Annotated in this window: 12 protein-coding genes, 1 tRNA gene and 1 pseudogene; 9 read left to right on the top strand and 5 right to left on the bottom strand. The window is 54.4% G+C overall.

Annotation, left to right across the window (positions count from 1 at the left end; translation table 11 throughout):
- Positions 1-283: 283 nt before the first annotated feature.
- Positions 284-467, bottom strand: a pseudogene (locus NTH01S_RS12065) (transposase); the annotation flags it as partial.
- Positions 468-687: 220 nt separating this feature from the next.
- Here NTH01S_RS12065 and NTH01S_RS11575 point away from each other — a divergent pair.
- A complete protein-coding gene (locus NTH01S_RS11575) occupies positions 688-870 on the top strand; it encodes a type II toxin-antitoxin system HicA family toxin (protein ID WP_084367011.1) in 183 nt (60 codons plus the stop codon).
- An 18-nt stretch (positions 871-888) separates the two neighbouring features.
- Complete coding sequence (locus NTH01S_RS05015; protein ID WP_068170394.1) at positions 889-1284, top strand: type II toxin-antitoxin system HicB family antitoxin; 396 nt, start codon at positions 889-891, stop codon at positions 1282-1284.
- A 225-nt stretch (positions 1285-1509) separates the two neighbouring features.
- Here NTH01S_RS05015 and NTH01S_RS05010 read toward each other — a convergent pair.
- Both NTH01S_RS05010 and NTH01S_RS05005 read right to left on the bottom strand, forming a co-directional pair.
- A tRNA-Arg gene (locus tag NTH01S_RS05010) sits at positions 1510-1586 on the bottom strand.
- 65 nt (positions 1587-1651) lie between these two features.
- Positions 1652-2656 (bottom strand): alpha/beta hydrolase, encoded by a 1005-nt coding sequence (locus tag NTH01S_RS05005; RefSeq protein ID WP_084367009.1) that lies wholly within the window; start codon positions 2654-2656, stop codon positions 1652-1654.
- Between the two features lie 52 nt (positions 2657-2708).
- Here NTH01S_RS05005 and polA point away from each other — a divergent pair, with 52 nt between their 5' ends.
- Genes polA through NTH01S_RS04990 form a run of 3 tightly spaced genes read left to right on the top strand, consistent with a single transcriptional unit; the run spans position 2709 to position 7760 of the window.
- A complete protein-coding gene (gene polA, locus NTH01S_RS05000; RefSeq protein ID WP_068170388.1) occupies positions 2709-5486 on the top strand; it encodes a DNA polymerase I in 2778 nt (925 codons plus the stop codon).
- 17 nt (positions 5487-5503) lie between these two features.
- Complete coding sequence (locus NTH01S_RS04995; RefSeq protein WP_245642188.1) at positions 5504-6103, top strand: SCO family protein; 600 nt, start codon at positions 5504-5506, stop codon at positions 6101-6103.
- A 34-nt stretch (positions 6104-6137) separates the two neighbouring features.
- A complete protein-coding gene (locus NTH01S_RS04990) occupies positions 6138-7760 on the top strand; it encodes an ABC transporter substrate-binding protein (RefSeq protein WP_068170420.1) in 1623 nt (540 codons plus the stop codon).
- 104 nt (positions 7761-7864) lie between these two features.
- Here NTH01S_RS04990 and purD read toward each other — a convergent pair whose 3' ends face one another.
- Positions 7865-9094 carry a phosphoribosylamine--glycine ligase gene (gene purD / locus NTH01S_RS04985; protein ID WP_068170383.1) on the bottom strand — a complete coding sequence of 410 codons (1230 nt, stop codon included), beginning with the start codon at positions 9092-9094 and terminating at the stop codon, positions 7865-7867.
- A 93-nt stretch (positions 9095-9187) separates the two neighbouring features.
- On the opposite strand from purD, the gene xseA reads away from it, so the two are divergent.
- Both xseA and NTH01S_RS04975 read left to right on the top strand, forming a co-directional pair.
- Positions 9188-10759, top strand: coding sequence for an exodeoxyribonuclease VII large subunit (xseA, locus tag NTH01S_RS04980; RefSeq protein WP_068170373.1), 1572 nt, complete (start codon positions 9188-9190; stop codon positions 10757-10759).
- 39 nt (positions 10760-10798) lie between these two features.
- Positions 10799-11146, top strand: a complete 348-nt coding sequence (locus NTH01S_RS04975; protein ID WP_068170419.1) for a hypothetical protein — start codon at positions 10799-10801, stop codon at positions 11144-11146.
- Between the two features lie 87 nt (positions 11147-11233).
- On the opposite strand, the gene NTH01S_RS04970 is transcribed toward NTH01S_RS04975, so the two are convergent.
- Entirely contained in the window at positions 11234-14044 is a 2811-nt protein-coding gene (locus NTH01S_RS04970; protein ID WP_068170364.1) for an Rne/Rng family ribonuclease, read from the bottom strand.
- A gap of 554 nt (positions 14045-14598) precedes the next feature.
- Here NTH01S_RS04970 and NTH01S_RS04965 point away from each other — a divergent pair.
- Together NTH01S_RS04965 and NTH01S_RS04960 are read left to right on the top strand one after the other, a co-directional pair.
- Positions 14599-15498 (top strand): N-acetylmuramoyl-L-alanine amidase family protein, encoded by a 900-nt coding sequence (locus NTH01S_RS04965; RefSeq protein WP_068170361.1) that lies wholly within the window; start codon positions 14599-14601, stop codon positions 15496-15498.
- Between the two features lie 187 nt (positions 15499-15685).
- Complete coding sequence (locus NTH01S_RS04960) at positions 15686-17254, top strand: 2-isopropylmalate synthase (protein WP_068170358.1); 1569 nt, start codon at positions 15686-15688, stop codon at positions 17252-17254.
- Positions 17255-17282: the final 28 nt, after the last annotated feature.

Raw genomic sequence — 17282 nt, 5'->3', positions numbered from 1 at the left:
CCTCACGAATTCTCTCTGACACTAACCGCACGATCCTTGGGATCACATGCGGATTTTTGGGTTTGTGCTGCGTGCAATAACGCCACCAGCTTCCCTTCAAGCTTAATGCTTGTGTAGGTACGTCCGCACCGAACAGGGCAATGACGTGATCAATCACCCTCGCGGCTTCAGCCACGAAGCGAGAGGGCTGATGCTGCTGCGAAGCAGCAAGGTGTCACGACTTGTGCCTAATGATTGTCGCCAAAGCCGCATTGGCCAAAAGAGGTTTTGGGCGGGTATTCTAGTCTTCCAACACACGCACTTTCTTCGCTTCTGAGACCTCAAGGCCGCCATAACGGGTTTTCCACTTGTAAAACGTGGCATCACTCATACCGTGCTTGCGGCAAAGATCTGGCACTTTCAGCCCATGCCTCATGCTCTTGCAGGATCTTGATAATTTGCTCTTTCGTAAAACGACAGCGTTTCATAGGTCCGCTTCCTTATCTAACGGACTCTACTTTAAAATGGATATAGAACCGGAGGGCACGTCATGATGAAATGATGGTACTTCACATCTACTCATTTGGTCATTTTGCCTCTTTATAGTTCATTAAGCCGCCCCTAACCGGGCGGCTTTTTTATGGATAAAATATACATCATACACATAGATTGTTTCCATTTGGTGTGTATAATGTGTATTAATAACTCATGGACAGCGCCAAACTACTCCGAGAGCTGAAAAAAGCAGGGTGGGAAAAAGTCAGATGCTGGGGATCATATCGCATATTCAAACATCGGGAACATGGCCATTCGGTCACGGTCTCCCATCCTAAGAAGGATTTAGGCGGGGGAGTGGTAGCGGTAATTAGAAAACAAGCCAGGTTGAAATAACCTGGCTGAAAGGCATTTATGAGATACCCCATCGTTATTGAGCATGGCACGGATACGACAGCATACGGCGTCATTGTGCCCGATCTTCCTGGATGTTGCTCGGCCGGTGATACACTAGACGAAGCTATTACAAACGCTCTTGAAGCGATTGCACTTTGGATTGAGACCGCGCTGGATGATGGCCAGTCGATCCGGCAACCGTCAGCGCTGGAGGAACTGCGTGCATTATCAGAATGGAGAGGGCCTGAGTGGATCTGGGGCTTTGTTCAGGTTGACCCTGCCATCTTCGACGAAAAGGCTGAGCGCGTAAATATCACTCTGCCACGCCGGGTTCTGGCGCGTCTGGACAGCAGAGCGAAAGAGGCCGGTGAGACGCGTTCTGGCTTTATCGCGAAATTGGCGATCAGCGCTTGACCGCGATGGCCGCCCTTCGGGGCGGCTTTTTTGCTAATTAACGGAGGTGGAGGGATCGCAGAACCGTTAATTGATGTGCCTTGGTTCTAACTTCGTGCTTTTGGCGTGCGGATTGACAGTTCGGACGAACAGCCCAGTCCGTGATTTCTGGTTGGTAATGTCAAGGCTGTATCCAATTGTCAAACCCAACCAATAAATGGCAGTAAATAGCGTTTTTTAGAATTATGGTGGACCCGACGCGATTCGAACGCGTGACCTTTGCCTTCGGAGGGCAACGCTCTATCCAGCTGAGCTACGGGTCCAACAGGGCCACTCGTTAAACGGTTCTAAGTGTTTTGCCAAGTCATTTCCGACATATTGAGGCATTTTACCGCATCTCAGTTGCTTTCCAGAGGGCCGCAGCGATGTCACCGCCGGAGGGGAGGGATTGTTGAGGGGCAAAAATCCACGACACAATATCTCTGGCGGTATCGCGTTGATCCCGTTCAAGGAGGTGATGCCCGGTGGGAATCTCATCAAGGCGAACGCTTGTGGGAAGTCGATTAATGAAGCGGCTTGTGTAGAGAGGCAACACGAATTGGTCTTGGCCACCGAAGATCATGAGTGTGGGCTGTGTGAGGCGCGGAGATGCTTGGTAAGCGCTACGCATCAAGTGGGTTAGGCCATCAACCGTGTGAAAGGTGGCTTGATGCGTAGTGAGTGGATCAAAATAGAGACGGCGTGCAGCAGCGATGTTGTCCGTGGCGATATGTGTGCCGGGGACGGATGAGCCATCAAGCCGTTTATGTGGTGCCAGAGTGGCAATAAGATCCAGTGTTTGCTGCCATGGGGGGCCAATATCCATCGCAGCAGGGGCTAAGAGAATAGTGCCCGTGATGGTTGGTGATGAATGGCTTGTGGTGAGGAGGAGAGCGACGGCACCACCCATACTCGAACCCATGATATAAAGGGGAAGGTGCGGGGCGTAGTCATGCGCCCAGAGAGCAGCGTCGTGTGCGTCTTCTACCATGCGTTCTGTGTTACTCCAGTCTCCGCGTTGTGGCGCTTGGCCGAAACCGCGTTGGTCTGGTGCGATGATGGTGATGCCAGCTTGGTTGAGGGCAGGAGAGATTGTTTCCCATGCGTCGCGGCTGTCGCCATAGCCATGCAGAGCGAGGATAAGGGCGTGGGGTGTGCCTGCTGCTGGGTACAGGCGCAGGGGAATACGGGCATGGTCGGACGCGTTGAAAAAAGCGCTTGGCGGTACGAGGGCTTGTTCTTGTGCTGTTGGCTGTAGATTGGGGCGGTGTGGTAGGTTGGTGCAGGCTGTAAGTAACATTACGCAGGCAAAGAGCGATGTATGGTTTGAAACGCGCGGGAAAGCGCCTATCATCTGGCGCAATATGCCGTGCCTATTCCATGTGGGCGAGTAAGGAGAGTTATTGGTGACGTCTGAAGCGCCCCATTTAGTATTGGTTGATGGTTCTGGGTTCATTTTCCGGGCTTTTCATGCTTTGCCGCCAATGAGCAACCCGGAAGGTGTTCCGGTCAATGCTGTGTATGGTTTTACCAATATGTTGACGCGTTTGCTACGTGACCATGTTGGAACCCATCTGGCTGTGATTTTTGACGCGGGGCGGCATACGTTCCGTAATGATTTATACCCTCAATATAAAGCGCATCGCCCAGAGGCCCCGGAAGATTTGCGCCCGCAATTTAGTTTGATCCGTGATGCAACGGCGGCTTTTAATGTGCCTTCCATTGAGCTCCCAGGGTGGGAGGCGGATGATTTGATTGCCAGTTATGCACGGGCGGTTGTTGAGGCGGGCGGGCGTTGTACCGTTGTTTCATCTGATAAAGATTTGATGCAGTTGATCCGCCCCGGTGTGGAGTTGCTGGACCCGATGAAGCAAAAGCCTATTCGGGATGCTGAGGTGGAAGCGAAGTTTGGTGTGCGCCCCGATCAGGTGGTGGATGTGCAAGCTTTGATGGGCGATTCAACGGATAACGTGCCGGGTGTGCCGGGTATTGGCGCAAAAGGTGCGGCCCAGTTGGTAAAGGAGCATGGGTCGTTAGAGGCGATTTTGGCGGCGGCTCCGTCCATGAAAACGTCCAAGCGTAAGCAAAATTTGATTGAACATGCGGAGGCGGCGCGTATTTCCCGACAATTAGTGTTGTTAGCGGATGATGTGCCTTTGCCGCAGCCTATTGATGGCTTGGTTTGCCGTGATGTAGAGCCGGATACGCTGCGGGACTGGCTGGCATCAATGGGGTTCCATTCTACGATTCAGCGTATGGGGATGAAGCCCGCGGCTCCTGCCGTAAAAAAAGCGGCGCCCTCTCAGGCTGATGCGGTTTCCGGCGAGAATGAGGCCGCTGTACAAGATACTGTGGTGCAGCGTCCATTCACGGGGTATCAAACCGTCATGGAGATGGATGCGCTCGACAAGTGGATTGCGCGCGCGCATGAGACGGGTGTGGTGGCCGTTGATACTGAGACAAATAGCCTCAATGCCCGTCAGGCTACGATGATTGGACTCTCTTTGGCTGTGGCCCCGGGGGAAGCCTGTTATGTGCCGTTTGGCCATGAAGGGACGTTGGATCAGCCTACAGGAATGCAACTTGATCGTACGGCCGCTTTGGAGCGTTTGGCGCCTTTATTGGCCGATGAAAGCGTTCTGAAGGTTTTTCAGAATGCAAAATACGATCTGACCGTTTTCCGCCGTGCCGGTATTGAAACCATTACTCCTATTGATGACACGATGCTGCTGTCTTACGCACAGTCAGCCGGTGAGCATGGGCAGGGGATGGATGAACTTTCAGCGTTGCATCTGGGTCATACGCCGATCAGTTATGATGATGTAACGGGTAAGGGGCGCAATCGTATTCCGTTTGCGCAGGTGGTATTGGACCGGGCTACGGAATATGCCGCAGAAGATGCCGATGTTACGCTGCGTCTGTGGGAAGTTCTGCGTCCGGGCTTGCGGACGCGTAAGGCATTGGCGCTTTACGAGGAAATGGAACGTCCGCTCATTGGTATTCTGACTGAGATGGAACATGCGGGCATCAAAGTTGATGCTGTTGAGCTGCGCCGTATGTCGGATGACTTTGAAAAGCGTATGCGTGAGATTGAAGCGGATATTCACGCGCAAGTGGGGCGAAGCTTTAACGTAGGTTCTCCGAAGCAATTGGGTGAAATTCTCTTTGATGAGATGGAGCTTCCGGGTGGCAAGCGTACGAAAAGCGGTTCTTGGGGGACAGATCAGTCAGTCTTGGAAAGTCTGGCCGAGCAGGGACATGACTTGCCGCAGAAAGTGCTGCAATGGCGGCAATTGGCGAAGCTGAAATCCACCTATGCTGATGCGTTGGTGGAACAGATGGACCAAGGGAGCCAGCGCGTTCACACATCCTACCAAATGGCGGTGACGACGACAGGGCGCTTGTCCTCTAATGAACCAAATTTGCAGAATATCCCCATTCGTACAGCAGAAGGGGCGCGTATTCGTAAGGCATTTGTTGCCGCGCCCGGTCATGTTTTGGTTTCCGCTGATTATAGTCAGATTGAGTTACGTCTTTTGGCGCATGTGGCGAAGATTGAGCCTTTGTTGGAGGCGTTTCGTTTAGGGCAAGATATTCATGCCCGTACGGCATCAGAAGTATTTGGTGTCCCCTTGGAGGGAATGGACGCTCTGACGCGTCGCCGCGCTAAGGCGATTAACTTTGGCATTATTTACGGCATTTCGGCGTATGGCTTGGCGCGGCAGTTGCAGATTTCTCCGGGGGAGGCGCGTAAATATATTGATGCATATTTTGCGAAATACCCCGGTATCCATGATTATATGGAGCGCACCAAGGAAGAAGCCCGTGAGTATGGCTATGTGCTGACGCCGTTTGGGCGGCGTTGTTATGTGCCGGGCATTAAGGAAAAGAATGGTGCGCGCCGTGGTTATGCGGAGCGTCAAGCGATCAACGCACCGTTGCAAGGTGGTGCTGCGGATATCATTAAGGCTGCGATGGTGCGTTTGGCGCAGAAATTGCCGGAAACGGGTTTGAAGGCGCGCATGCTTCTGCAAGTTCATGACGAATTGCTGTTTGAAGTGGCGCAGAATGATGCGGACGCTTTGGCCAGTTTTGTGCGTGAGCAGATGATGGCGGCTGCGTCTTTGGATGTGGCGTTGGACGTGGAAATCGGCATTGGCCAGAGCTGGGCTGAGGCCCATTAAGAAGAGGGATGTCGGTTATGGCGCAACGTAAAATGCGTATTAGCAAGTGGTTTGTCGCGGCTGTTTTTGTGGTGGCCGCGGCGGTTGGATATGGCGCCTTTGAAATCGCGTCACATGGCGGGACGGGGTGGCTAGTACAGTCTAACGGTAATGCTGTGGGCGGGAGTTTCCGGCTTGTTTCTCTTGGGGACAGCACGGTTTCTGAGGGGGATTTCCACGGGCGTTGGTTGCTTGTGTGGTTCTATGATGCGCGCACCCCTTTGCATGAAAGCCGCCCGATCTTGACGCGTTTAGAGGCGACGCGGAATGCGCTAGTGGCCAAGGGCCTACCCGTAACGGTGATTGCTGTGTCTTTGGACCCGAATATCGAGACCGATATGGCGAAGGCTTATATTTTGCCTATCGCACCGCATGTCATGCCGTTAATGGGCACGGAAAATATGATCCGCGCCATGACGGCGTTGTATCATGCACCTTACACGATGAAAGATGGGCATTTTGAGCAGGCCCCGCAGGTTGTGGTGATGGACCCGGGCAGCCATTATGCGGGTATGCTTGATACGTCTACGGATGACAGCACGTGGATTGAGCAGATTGATCACTGGGCGGCGCATTAACATGCGGCGCTGGGGGTTAGCCTGTCTGGCTGTCATGGCGGTGTTGTGTGGTGCTGTGCCGGTTATGGCGCAAGACCACTTGCCGCTGGATTGGAACGGTCAAACATTAGGCAGCCCCCATAGAGGCGGAACTTTACGCCTCACGGCGGACGGTCCGGGCGGTACCTTAGATCCGCAAATCAATTACGGCACGCAGTATATGCAGGTCTTCGTCGTGATGTATGACCCGCTTCTTGTGTATCGGCAGGCACCGGGAAAAGCCGGTTTGGAGGTCGTGCCAGATTTGGCGGAGGAGATGCCGCAGATTAGTGCAGATGGGCTTACATGGCGTTTGACGCTGCGGGAAGGGCTGAAATTTTCGGATGGTTCGCCCGTAGAGGTTGAAGATGTTGTCGCGTCGTATCGGCGTATTTTTCAAGTGGGGAGCCCGACGGCGGCCTCGTTTTATGGAAATATCGAGGGGGCGGCTGAGTGTTTGAAGGTACCGGAACACTGCCTTCTGCCCGGTGTTAGCGGTGACCCGAAAACACGGGTGATAACTTTTCACCTTATCCACCCTGATGGTGAATTTACCTATAAACTCGCTTTTCCTCATGCCGCGATTATCCCGCGTACGACGCCATTGCATGACCTAGGTATGCAGACAGCGCCCGGTACAGGGCCGTATCGCCTTACGCATTATGACCCAGAGCATGGCATGGTGCTGGAGCGCAACTCGTTCTTCCATGTATGGAACCCGCAAGCGCAAACCGATGGTTTTGTGGATCGTATTCAATATGACTTTGGTTTGTCGGATGAGGCGCAGGTTACCGCGGTGGAGCAGGGGCAGTATGACTGGATGCTGGATGCAAAGCCTGCTGATCGTTTAGGGGAAATTGGTGCGAAATATACGGGCCAGGTGCATATAGAGCCGCTTTTAGGGCTGTATTATCTGGCGATGAATAACCATGAAGTGCCTTTTACAGATGAGCGTGTACGCCGTGCCGTGAGCCTTGGGGTAAACCGCCACGCCATGACTATCTTATTCGGGGGGAGTGCGATTTCTGAGCCCTTATGCCAAATGGTGCCGCATGGGATTCCGGGGGCAGATTTGGGTATGACCTGCCCGCAAGACGTGGCCGAGGCACGGCGCTTGGTGCATGAGGCTGGAGCGGATGGGACGTCTGTGACGCTGATTGTGCCGAACCGTACGGTTGAGTTGGGCATGGGGACGTATCTGCGGAATGCTTTGTCTCAGATTGGTCTAAATGCGCAGTTGCGCCCCATTACGGCAGGTTTGGCCGATAGTTATGAGCAGAATACGGCGAACCATGTGCAGATTGCGCTGTCCTATTGGTTCGCAGATTATCCATCGCCTTCGACGTTTTTAGATGATCTGTTCGGCTGCGATAATTACCACCCGAATGCGTCCGTCTCTCCGAATTTTACGGGTTTTTGTGACCAGCATATTCAAAGCTTGATGGATCAAGCGCGGGAGCAGGTGGATGTTGCGAAGGCCAACCCGCTTTGGGAAGAAGCGGGCCGGGACATCATGGCGAAAATGCCGGGTGCACCAATGATCCAGATGAAAACGGTGGATTTTGTATCCCGTCGTTTGGGGAATTATACCTCAACGTGGCTGGATCACATGGTGTTTTCGCATGTGTGGGTGCAGTGATGCCGTGGGGGTGTTCTTCTTTTTCTGAAGAAAAAGAAGAAAAGCAATGAACGCTGAAGAACCCTAAGCCCTCAGTATATTCTGAGGGCTCGAGAACATAATCATTACAAACCAATATCCGTGCGGAAAATCTTATCCGCCCACTCAATTTTATCAGCGGCTTCATAAGCGCGCTTACGGGCTTCTTCTGCCGTTGCTGCACGGGCGCTGATGGTGAGAACGCGGCCACCATTGGCGACCAGAATACCATCGCTCAACGCTGTGCCAGCATGGAAGACGGACACGCCTTCAACGCTCTCAGCGGCTTCAATCCCACGAATGGCGCCGCCCTTTTTCGGGGCATCTGGGTAGCCATTAGCGGCGAGGACGAGCGAGATTGAGGCTTCATCGGTAAAGCGGGCCTCGGCATTGTCCAGTTTACCCTCTGCCAGTGCCGCCAGAACTGGAAGTAGGTCTGATTCTAAGCGGATAAGCAGTGCTTGAGCTTCTGGGTCACCAAAACGGACGTTGTATTCGATGAGGGATGGGCCGGTTTCGGTCAGCATCAAGCCTGCGAAGATGATGCCACGGAAGGGTGTGCCGCGTCGGTTCATTTCACGCAGCATGGGGCGCACGGTGAGGTCGAGTGCGTGTTCTTGTGCTGCGCGGTCAAAGGCTGGTGGTGGCGCAATCGCGCCCATGCCGCCTGTGTTGGGGCCGGTGTCACCATCGCCGAGGCGCTTATGGTCCCGCGCTGCGCCGATTAATACGGCTTTGTCATCCGAGCAAAATGCAAAGAGGGAGACTTCCCGACCAATAAGGCAATCTTCAATCACCAATGGCATGCCGAGCTTTTTGATCGCGTCTTCGGCTTCGTTCACGCTCTGCGCTACGACGACGCCCTTGCCAGCCGCAAGGCCGTCCGCCTTCACAACGATTGGGGCACCCTTGCGCTGGACGTAAGCGAGGGCGGCGGCCTCATCTTCAAAGCGTTCCCATGCGGCGGTTGGGATACCGGCGGCATCGGCCACGTCTTTGGTGAAGGCTTTGCTGCCCTCAAGCTGCGCGGCAGCTTGGGAGGGGCCAGCACAGGGAATACCCGCAGCAACGCAGGCATCGGCCAGACCAACAACAAGTGGGGCTTCTGGGCCGGGCACGACGAGGTCAATTTTCTCAGCCTTCGCAAAAGCCACAAGTGCCGATACGTCATCTGCCTTGATCGGCACAAGGGTCGCATGTGCGGCCATGCCGGGGTTGCCCGGTGCAGCGTATAGCGTGGTGAGGTGTGGGGAACGTGCCAAGCAAGTTGCTAGAGCGTGTTCGCGCCCTCCGGAGCCGACCAGCAAAACGCGCATGTCACTTTATCCTTTTCTCTGCGGGTGGCCCTATCATGGGGGGCTACCGTAATGGGGCTTCGTCTTTTCGCGTCCGTAGCATAGACTGGCGCAATGATGGAGAGTGAGAGCGCCCCGGCACGGGGAAATGTGCCCCAATTTAGCGTTTCTGAGATTTCTGGTGCCATTAAACGCACTTTGGAAACAGGTTTTGCGCGTGTGCGTGTGCGCGGGGAAGTGACCGAGCTCAAGCGGTATCCTTCCGGCCACGTGTATCTATCCCTCAAGGATGATGGAGGGAAGATTTCGGGTGTTATTTGGCGCGGTAGCGTGTCTCGTCTTGGGATGGTGCCGGAAAATGGCAATGAAGTCATCGCGACGGGGCGTGTGTCCTCCTATGGTGAGCGTTCCAGCTACCAACTGGTGATTGACCGTATGGAGTTCGCCGGTGAGGGTGCTCTTCTTGCAAAAATTGAGCGTTTGCGGCGGCAATTATTGGAGGAAGGTCTTTTCGCGCCAGAGCGTAAGAAGCCGATTCCTTTCCTTCCGCAACTTGTCGGGGTGGTGACGTCCCGTTCTGGTGCGGTGCTGCACGATATTCATACAACGATTGCGCGGCGTTTCCCGCGTGACCTTTTGCTCTGGCCTGTTGCCGTGCAAGGCGAAGGGGCGGCTGCACAGATTGCGGCCGCTATTGAGGGGATGGGCCAGCGCGCGCGTCGGCCTGATGTGCTGATTGTTGCCCGTGGTGGTGGTTCTCTTGAAGATTTGATGGCGTTCAATGATGAGCGGGTGCTTCGGGCCGTAGCAGCGTGTCCGATCCCTGTGATCTCTGCCGTCGGGCATGAGACGGATACGACGTTGATTGACCTTGTTTCGGATCAGCGCGCGCCGACACCAACGGCTGCGGCAGAAATGGCTGTGCCGCCTCGCTCTGATTTGGTGGCGGATTTGGCGCATCGTAATGCGCGTTTGGCGGGGGCATTAAGTCGTATTGTTCAGACTGCGCGTGCCCGGAGCGAGCAGGTGGCCGCGCGCTTGCCGGATTTGCCGAGCCTTATGGATACGGCGCGGATGCGTTTGGATGACCGGGGGCAGAGGTTGGATTTAGCACTTCCAGCCTTCGTGCAGAAAATGCGTGCCCGAAATGATCAGGTGGTCGCGCGTTTGCCAGATCTTCCGGGCTTGGTCGTAGCCGCTCGGCAGCGCTTTGAAGAGCGTGGGCAGAGGTTAGATCTTGCTCTGCCAGCGTTTGTGCAACGGGCGCGTGGTGCTTTGAATGCTCCGCAGCGGCAGTTAACGGCACCTCAATGGTTGATTGAACGGGCGACAGCACGTTTAGCCTCGACATGGCAAGCGGCTGAAGGCGCATGGGGAAAGGCTGAGCAAGGTAGGAAACTGAAGCTTGAGCGATTACGTTTAACGCCTGAACTGATGGCTGGCCCTTTGCGCTTACAGCGTACGCGTTTGGATGGTGTGGGGCGGCATCTGGAGGCGGTGTCTCCCCATGCTGTTTTGAGGCGTGGTTATGTTTTGGTGCAGGATACGCGTGGTCGTCCTGTGACGAGTGCGGACGCTCAGCCAGCGCATGGACGGGTGGTTTTGTCTTTTGCAGATGGGGAGCGTGGGGCTAAGTTGGATGTTCTACGCCCGGATGCGGGGCAGCAAACGGAATTGGAACTGTAAGCGTCAAGGATGGCGTATGTTTGAGGAAGCGGAGAAATGATGCGTAGTGTCTTAATGGGTTTTGCGCTTTTGCCGCTTCTGGCAGCGTGTGCGGATCAGCCGCCAGCATCGGCCCCTGTTCAACCAAAGATACCTCCCCAAGATTTTGCGCCAGGGTTGGTGCCAGGTGCAGAGCCTTTAGCAGCAGGAAATACGGTACAGAATGATCCGTCTGCTGCTGTTGATACGCCTCTTTGCGGTACGGCTTTGCGGGAAGCGAACCAAGCAGGAGCTGTGGTGTACCCTCAGCCGAAGATGGCGTCTTCATCTTGCCCGCGTAATGCGTGTTTTGACGCTTTGACAGGGACGTTCATTGCGGCAGATGGGCAGAGAAGTGTTTGCCGTTAAAGTCTTGCTTGTGATGGTCACTAAAAAAAGCCGCCCAATATAGGGCGGCTTTTTTTTGTATGTTCACGACAAGGGAGGTGGAGCGCTTTAGCGCTTCCACCAGCCTGCACGTGGTTTCTTAACGGCAACGTCATCAATGTTGATAGGCTGTAGTGCCGGAGCTTCTTCTGTGGTCGGAGCGGTGACTACGTCTGCGTCCGTTTTGCGGCCACGCGTACGGCGCGGTTTGGCCGGGGCGCTAGAGGCACTGTCATCAGATGCTGCTGATGTGTCTATACTCGGTACATCGGCTACTGCGTCTTGTGGTGCTGGTTTGCGGCGGCGCACCGTACGACGTGGTTTGGCGTCAGCCTCTGCAGTCGATGCAGCGTCTTGCGAAACACTGGCGGGTGCTGTGTTTTCAAGAGCAACAGGTGAGGCGCTTACCTCTTCCGTGTGTGTTCTGCGGCGACGGCCACGACCGCGCTTTGGCGCGGTGTATTCATCCGCAGCAGGAGCACTGTGCTGTTCGGGCTGCTCACGGTCATGAGGTTGGGCCGCGTATTCAGGCTCAATCGCCTGTGCTACGGGGCGTTCAACCGGACGCTCATGAATAGCAATCGGCTTGCTGGTGCGTACCGGTGCCGGACGTGAGGACTGAGACATTTCAGCTTGTTCGATGACATCGAAAATATCAAAGCTGCCGCCGAACGGATTTGCAGGGGTAGGGCCTGCGTAAGAGCGGTTAGGTGCTTTAGGTTTTTCTTGCTCGAAACGCTGTGGTTTGGGTGCCTCTGCTGGCGTGGTTTCATTATCCTTTTGCAGGCGCTTGAAACGTGTACGACGGCGGCCGGGAATTAACCCAGTTTCTGGATCAGCTTGCTCTGCGGTTGGTGCAGTACGTGCTGGTTCAGCAGCGCGCGGCTGTTCATTGGACTGCGCATCATGTGAGTTGTGCTCACGGGAATTGAAGTCGTTTTGCTCACCTTGTTCGTAGTCACGGCGGTTACGATTGCGGCGACGACGGCGGCGCTTACGGCCTTGGTCGTTACCGTTATCGTGCTCATCGCCTTGGAATGAGGCGTTGTAATCCGCGTTATAGGACGTGTTTTCCTGTTGAGCTTCCGGTGCAGGGCGCTCGATAGGCAGGGGAGCTACAGCGGATTCATGCTCTGGCTGTTGCCGGTGCGTGGGGGCTGCATCCTCAATAATGTCAACGGTTTTGACGTGACGTGGTGCTTGGTGCTGTGCTGGAGCAGGTGTCTGCGGAGCAATCCGCTCGATACGAATATCGGATGCAACCAAGTTGTCATCGGCTTCGAAGACCACGCGCATGCGGTGGCGTGTTTCGATATCCGTAAGCCATGCGCGTTTGTTGTTCAGAATGTACAGCGCAATGTTCGAGCGAACATAGGCAGCAATCTCTGAAGCGCGCTGACGTGCCCCTTCTTCATCAATAGCACGCAGAATGTGTAGAGCGGCGCTGTCTGTGCCACGGACAAAGCCAGTGCCTTGGCAATGTGGACAGGGGGACAGAACGGCTTCTGCAATGGAAGGGCGCAGACGTTGACGAGACATTTCGAGCAAGCCGAAATGTGAAATATGCCCGACTTGGATGCGTGCACGGTCTGAGCGCAGGGCTTCCTTGAGGCGCTTCTCAACCTGTGCATTGTGACGGCGGCTTTCCATGTCGATAAAATCGATCACGATCAGGCCCGCGAGGTCACGGAGGCGTAATTGGCGTCCTACTTCTTCAGCGGCTTCGAGGTTAGTCCGCAATGCGGTTTCCTCAATGTTGCGCTGAGAGGTGGACTTACCGGAGTTCACGTCAATCGAGACGAGGGCTTCGGTCTGGTTAATGACCAGATACCCACCGGAACGCAGGCGCGCTGTCGGGGAGAACATGGCATCCAGATGCCCTTCGACATTGTAATGTGCGAAGAGGCTTTGGCCACGGTTTTGCCAGAGCTTCACCTTGTTGGCGTTATGCGGCATGAGCAGGCGCATAAATTCGCGTGCGCTTTTCCATGCCTGCTCACCATCGACCATGACGTCATCAATCTCTTTCGAGAAGAGATCACGGATGGCGCGTTTGATCAGGTTCGCTTCCTCATAGATGAGGGTCGGCGCGACGGAAGAGAGGGCGTGTGAGCGGATATCGTCCCATAATTGGAGCAGATATTCGCAGTCGCGCGTGATTTCTGGGCCGGGGCGACCGGCTCCCGCTGTGCGGACAATCATGGCCATTGCGCGGGGGAGTTCGAGCTCTGCGATGATGTCACGCAGACGGCGACGATCGGACTCGGAGGTGATTTTGCGGGAGACGCCACCGCCGCGCAGGGCGTTGGGCATCAGGACGCAGTAACGGCCCGCCAAAGAGACGTATGTAGTCAGAGCCGCGCCCTTATTGCCGCGTTCTTCCTTAACGACTTGAACCAGAAGTACCTGACGGCGGCGGATGACTTCTTGAATTTTGTAGTTGCGTAAGAAGCGTGCCGTGCGGCGTGATGCGGCGTTTTCTTCGCCGGTATCGTGCTCACCGCCAACAATTTCTGGAAGGCGGCGATCGGCGTTGTCGTCGTCTTCGTTATGTTGTGGTTCAGGCTCAGGGCTGTCCTGTATTTCAGCAGCATCTTCCTCTTGCAGGCTCAGAAGTTTTTCGCGGTCTGCGATAGGAATCTGGAAATAATCAGGATGAATTTCGCTGAATGCCAAGAAGCCGTGACGGTTTCCGCCGTAATCGACGAAAGCGGCTTGCAGGCTCGGTTCAACCCGAATGACCTTAGCGAGGTAGATGTTACCCTTAAGTAGTTTGCGTGATGATGTTTCTACATCATAGTCTTCAACGCGATCACCATTCATGACCACGACACGCGTTTCTTCCGCGTGTGTGGTGTCGATCAACATGCGCTTGTTCATGGAAAGCTGAACTCCATGGCGCGGCCGCCTGCTCAGTGAGGCTGGTCTGCGCGCCAGATTGTGCGGGGTGACGGGGGCGCAACACACTGGACAACCGAAAGCTTGACCGGGTTGATTCCGGTGCAGCAGGGTTGCAGGTTGTGATCATGTCCTGAGACATTCGACCCCTAAAAATATTATCTGGCCCTGTTAAAACAGGGGCCACTCTCAAAATGCTCCACAAGAGATTACGCATCTCATATCGGTGGAGTTGCCTGACCAAAATGGCCAAATCAGGACAGGATGCCATCATATTGGGTGGCAGCCTATCAAACGACGTGGCTTTTTGGCCCATGGATTGTTGTATTGAACAGGGGGCGGGAGGATTATCGGGTCACCGCCGCTCAAGCCAAGAGACAACTTATCCGTGTGCAAGTGTGGCTGAAAGATTGAACTCTGGCAAGTCTCAGTTGAAACTGTTGTTTCTATTCGGTGTTTGCCATGATGCCGACATGGTTTGTGGCTGTAATGCCTGACAGATGTAATTGGCCGTTATAGAATGGTGCAGGTGGGTAATGACGCTGATACGCAAATCATCAAGTGCATTGATTGCCACGCCTGATGTGCAATCTGTACCGCCTGTATCGCGCCGTATTGTGGTGGGCGGTCTCTTGAGTGTGGGGTGCGCTGGTAGCGTGTCGGCACATTCTTTACATCATGGGCATCATGTTGCGCCGAAAGCATTGGCGGCACCATACGTCAAGCGTGGGATACAGCCGCCGCCGCCGTTGATTATGTTGGATCCGGGGCATGGAGGGAAAGACCCGGGAGCTATTGGCGTTTCAGGAACGTATGAGAAGCATATCTCAGAGGCTGCTGCAAAAACGCTGCATGATTCTTTGGTAGCAACGGGGCGCTACCGTGTGGTTATGACGCGTGCGGATGATCGTTTTATACCGTTGGATGGTCGGGTTGAACTGGCTCAGAAGCATCAGGCGTCTTTGTTTGTGTCTATGCATGCGGATGCCTTGCATGACCCAGAGGTACGAGGGGCGTCAGTCTATACACTTTCGGGGGGGGCGTCTGATGCGCAGACGGAGGCTTTGGCGCGTAAAGAGAACAGTGCTGACCGTTTTGCAGGGCCGGCGTTTCATGGTGTTTCGCCGGAAATCCAACAAATTTTATCCAGTTTAGTCTCGGAAGAGACGCGGCGCGGATCGGCGCATATGGCGGCAAGTGTGGTTGAATCTTTTCAAAATCGTATTGGGTTATTGGCGCATCCGTCACGTCATGCGGCATTTGTTGTGTTGAAGGCGGCTGATATTCCATCGGTTTTGGTAGAGATGGGTTTTATGTCTAATCGTATGGATGAAGCCGCTTTGCGCCAGCAGAGCCACCGGGCGCAAGTGGCTTCGGCCATGAAGGTGGCGATTGAACGTTATTTCGCATCCCGGCCGTCACTAGCGGCAGGGTAGGGGATTTATTTTTAAAACTTCCCTTGCGTCCTGCGCAAGAATCGTTCAGGTTCCGGCTCATGATTATTGCTATCCGTCTTCTGCTTCGACTTATTAGCCCCTGAACGCGTTTTCAGCCGGGTGCGAAGCCCATTGCGTTCAGGGGGAGTGGTTTTTGATACACCTGAACATATAGACGGTAGTTCTCATGGCTTTTCAGCATCCTTCTTTCGGTAGCATTTCAGACGATCGTGTCATTATTTTTGACACAACACTGCGTGACGGTGAGCAATCTCCCGGTTTCTCAATGAACATTGAAGAAAAGCTGCGGATGGCGCATGCGCTGGGTGAGCTGGGCGTTGATGTCATCGAAGCGGGCTTTCCGGTTGCTTCTGCGGGTGATTTTGAGAGTGTACGCCGTATTGCTGAGCATGTGCGTGGGCCTGTGATCTGTGGTCTGGCGCGCAGTGGCGGTAAGCGCGATATTGAATCTGCTGGTGAGGCATTGCGCCAAGCGGAACGGAAGCGAATTCATAACTTTATCTCTACATCCCCTCTGCACATGAAATACAAGCTGCGGATGGAGCCAGAAACGGTGCTGGAGATCATCGCAGAAGGTAACCGTAAGGCGCGTCAATTCACGGATGATGTTGAATGGTCTGCGGAAGATGGTTCTCGTACAGAAGCTGACTTTTTGTGTCGCTGCGTGGAAGCGGCTATCCGCAATGGTGCCACAACGATTAACATCCCCGATACGGTAGGTTTCGCGACGCCTGAAGAGATGCGTGCTATTTTCACGATGCTGCGTGAGCGTGTTCCGGGGGCGTCTGATGTGATTTTCTCAGCACATAATCATAACGATCTTGGTTTGGCGGTTGCGAATACGCTGGCTTCTGTGGATGGTGGTGCGCGTCAGATTGAATGCACGATCAACGGTATTGGTGAGCGTGCTGGTAATGCAGCTTTGGAAGAAATTGTTATGGCGCTCAAGACGCGTCATGATCAATATGGCCGTGTTACGGGGATTAAAACGCCGAAATTGCTGGGTATGTCACGTATGCTGGCCACGATTACGGGGTTTGATGTGCAGCCGAACAAAGCGATTGTTGGGCGTAACGCATTCGCGCATGAAAGTGGTATCCATCAAGATGGCGTGCTGAAAAATGCAGCCACTTATGAGATCATGACGCCAGAAAGTGTGGGGTGGACCAAGACGTCATTGGTTTTGGGCAAACATTCCGGTCGGGCGGCCTTCCGTGATAAATTGGCGCAATTGGGTTATGCGGAACTGGAGGATGAAGCGCTGAACGCAGCCTTTGCGCGCTTTAAAGATCTGGCGGACCGTAAAAAAGATGTGTTCGATGATGATATTCGCGCGCTGGTCGATGATGAGAGCCGTGATCATGAGCGTGTTCGCCTTGTTGCGTTGGAATTGAGTGGTGGTACCAAGCAGCAAGCGCATGTGAAGCTGGAAATTACGGTTGATGGTGCGGTGCAGTATGTTGCAGTGTCTGGGAATGGGCCGGTAGATGCGGCGTTCCGTGCTATTGGGCAGGCATTCCCGCATACGGCGGAGTTGGCCTTGTTCTCTGTGGCGAATGTAACGGAAGGCACGGATGCGCAAGCACGGACGACGGTGCGTTTGAAAGAGAATGGCAAACTGGTTGATGGGCAGGGGGCTGATGCGGATACGGTCGTTTCTGCAGTGCGTGCTTACATCCATGCATTGAACAAGTTGCTGGTAAAGCGTGACCGTGCAGAGCCGGAGGCGCTTTAATAATAACCGTTACAATTCGTGATATAAA

It is taken from the genome of Neokomagataea thailandica NBRC 106555, from assembly GCF_001598495.1.
Lineage (GTDB): Bacteria > Pseudomonadota > Alphaproteobacteria > Acetobacterales > Acetobacteraceae > Gluconobacter > Gluconobacter thailandicus_A.
This window is presented reverse-complemented; position numbering and strand designations above follow the sequence as displayed.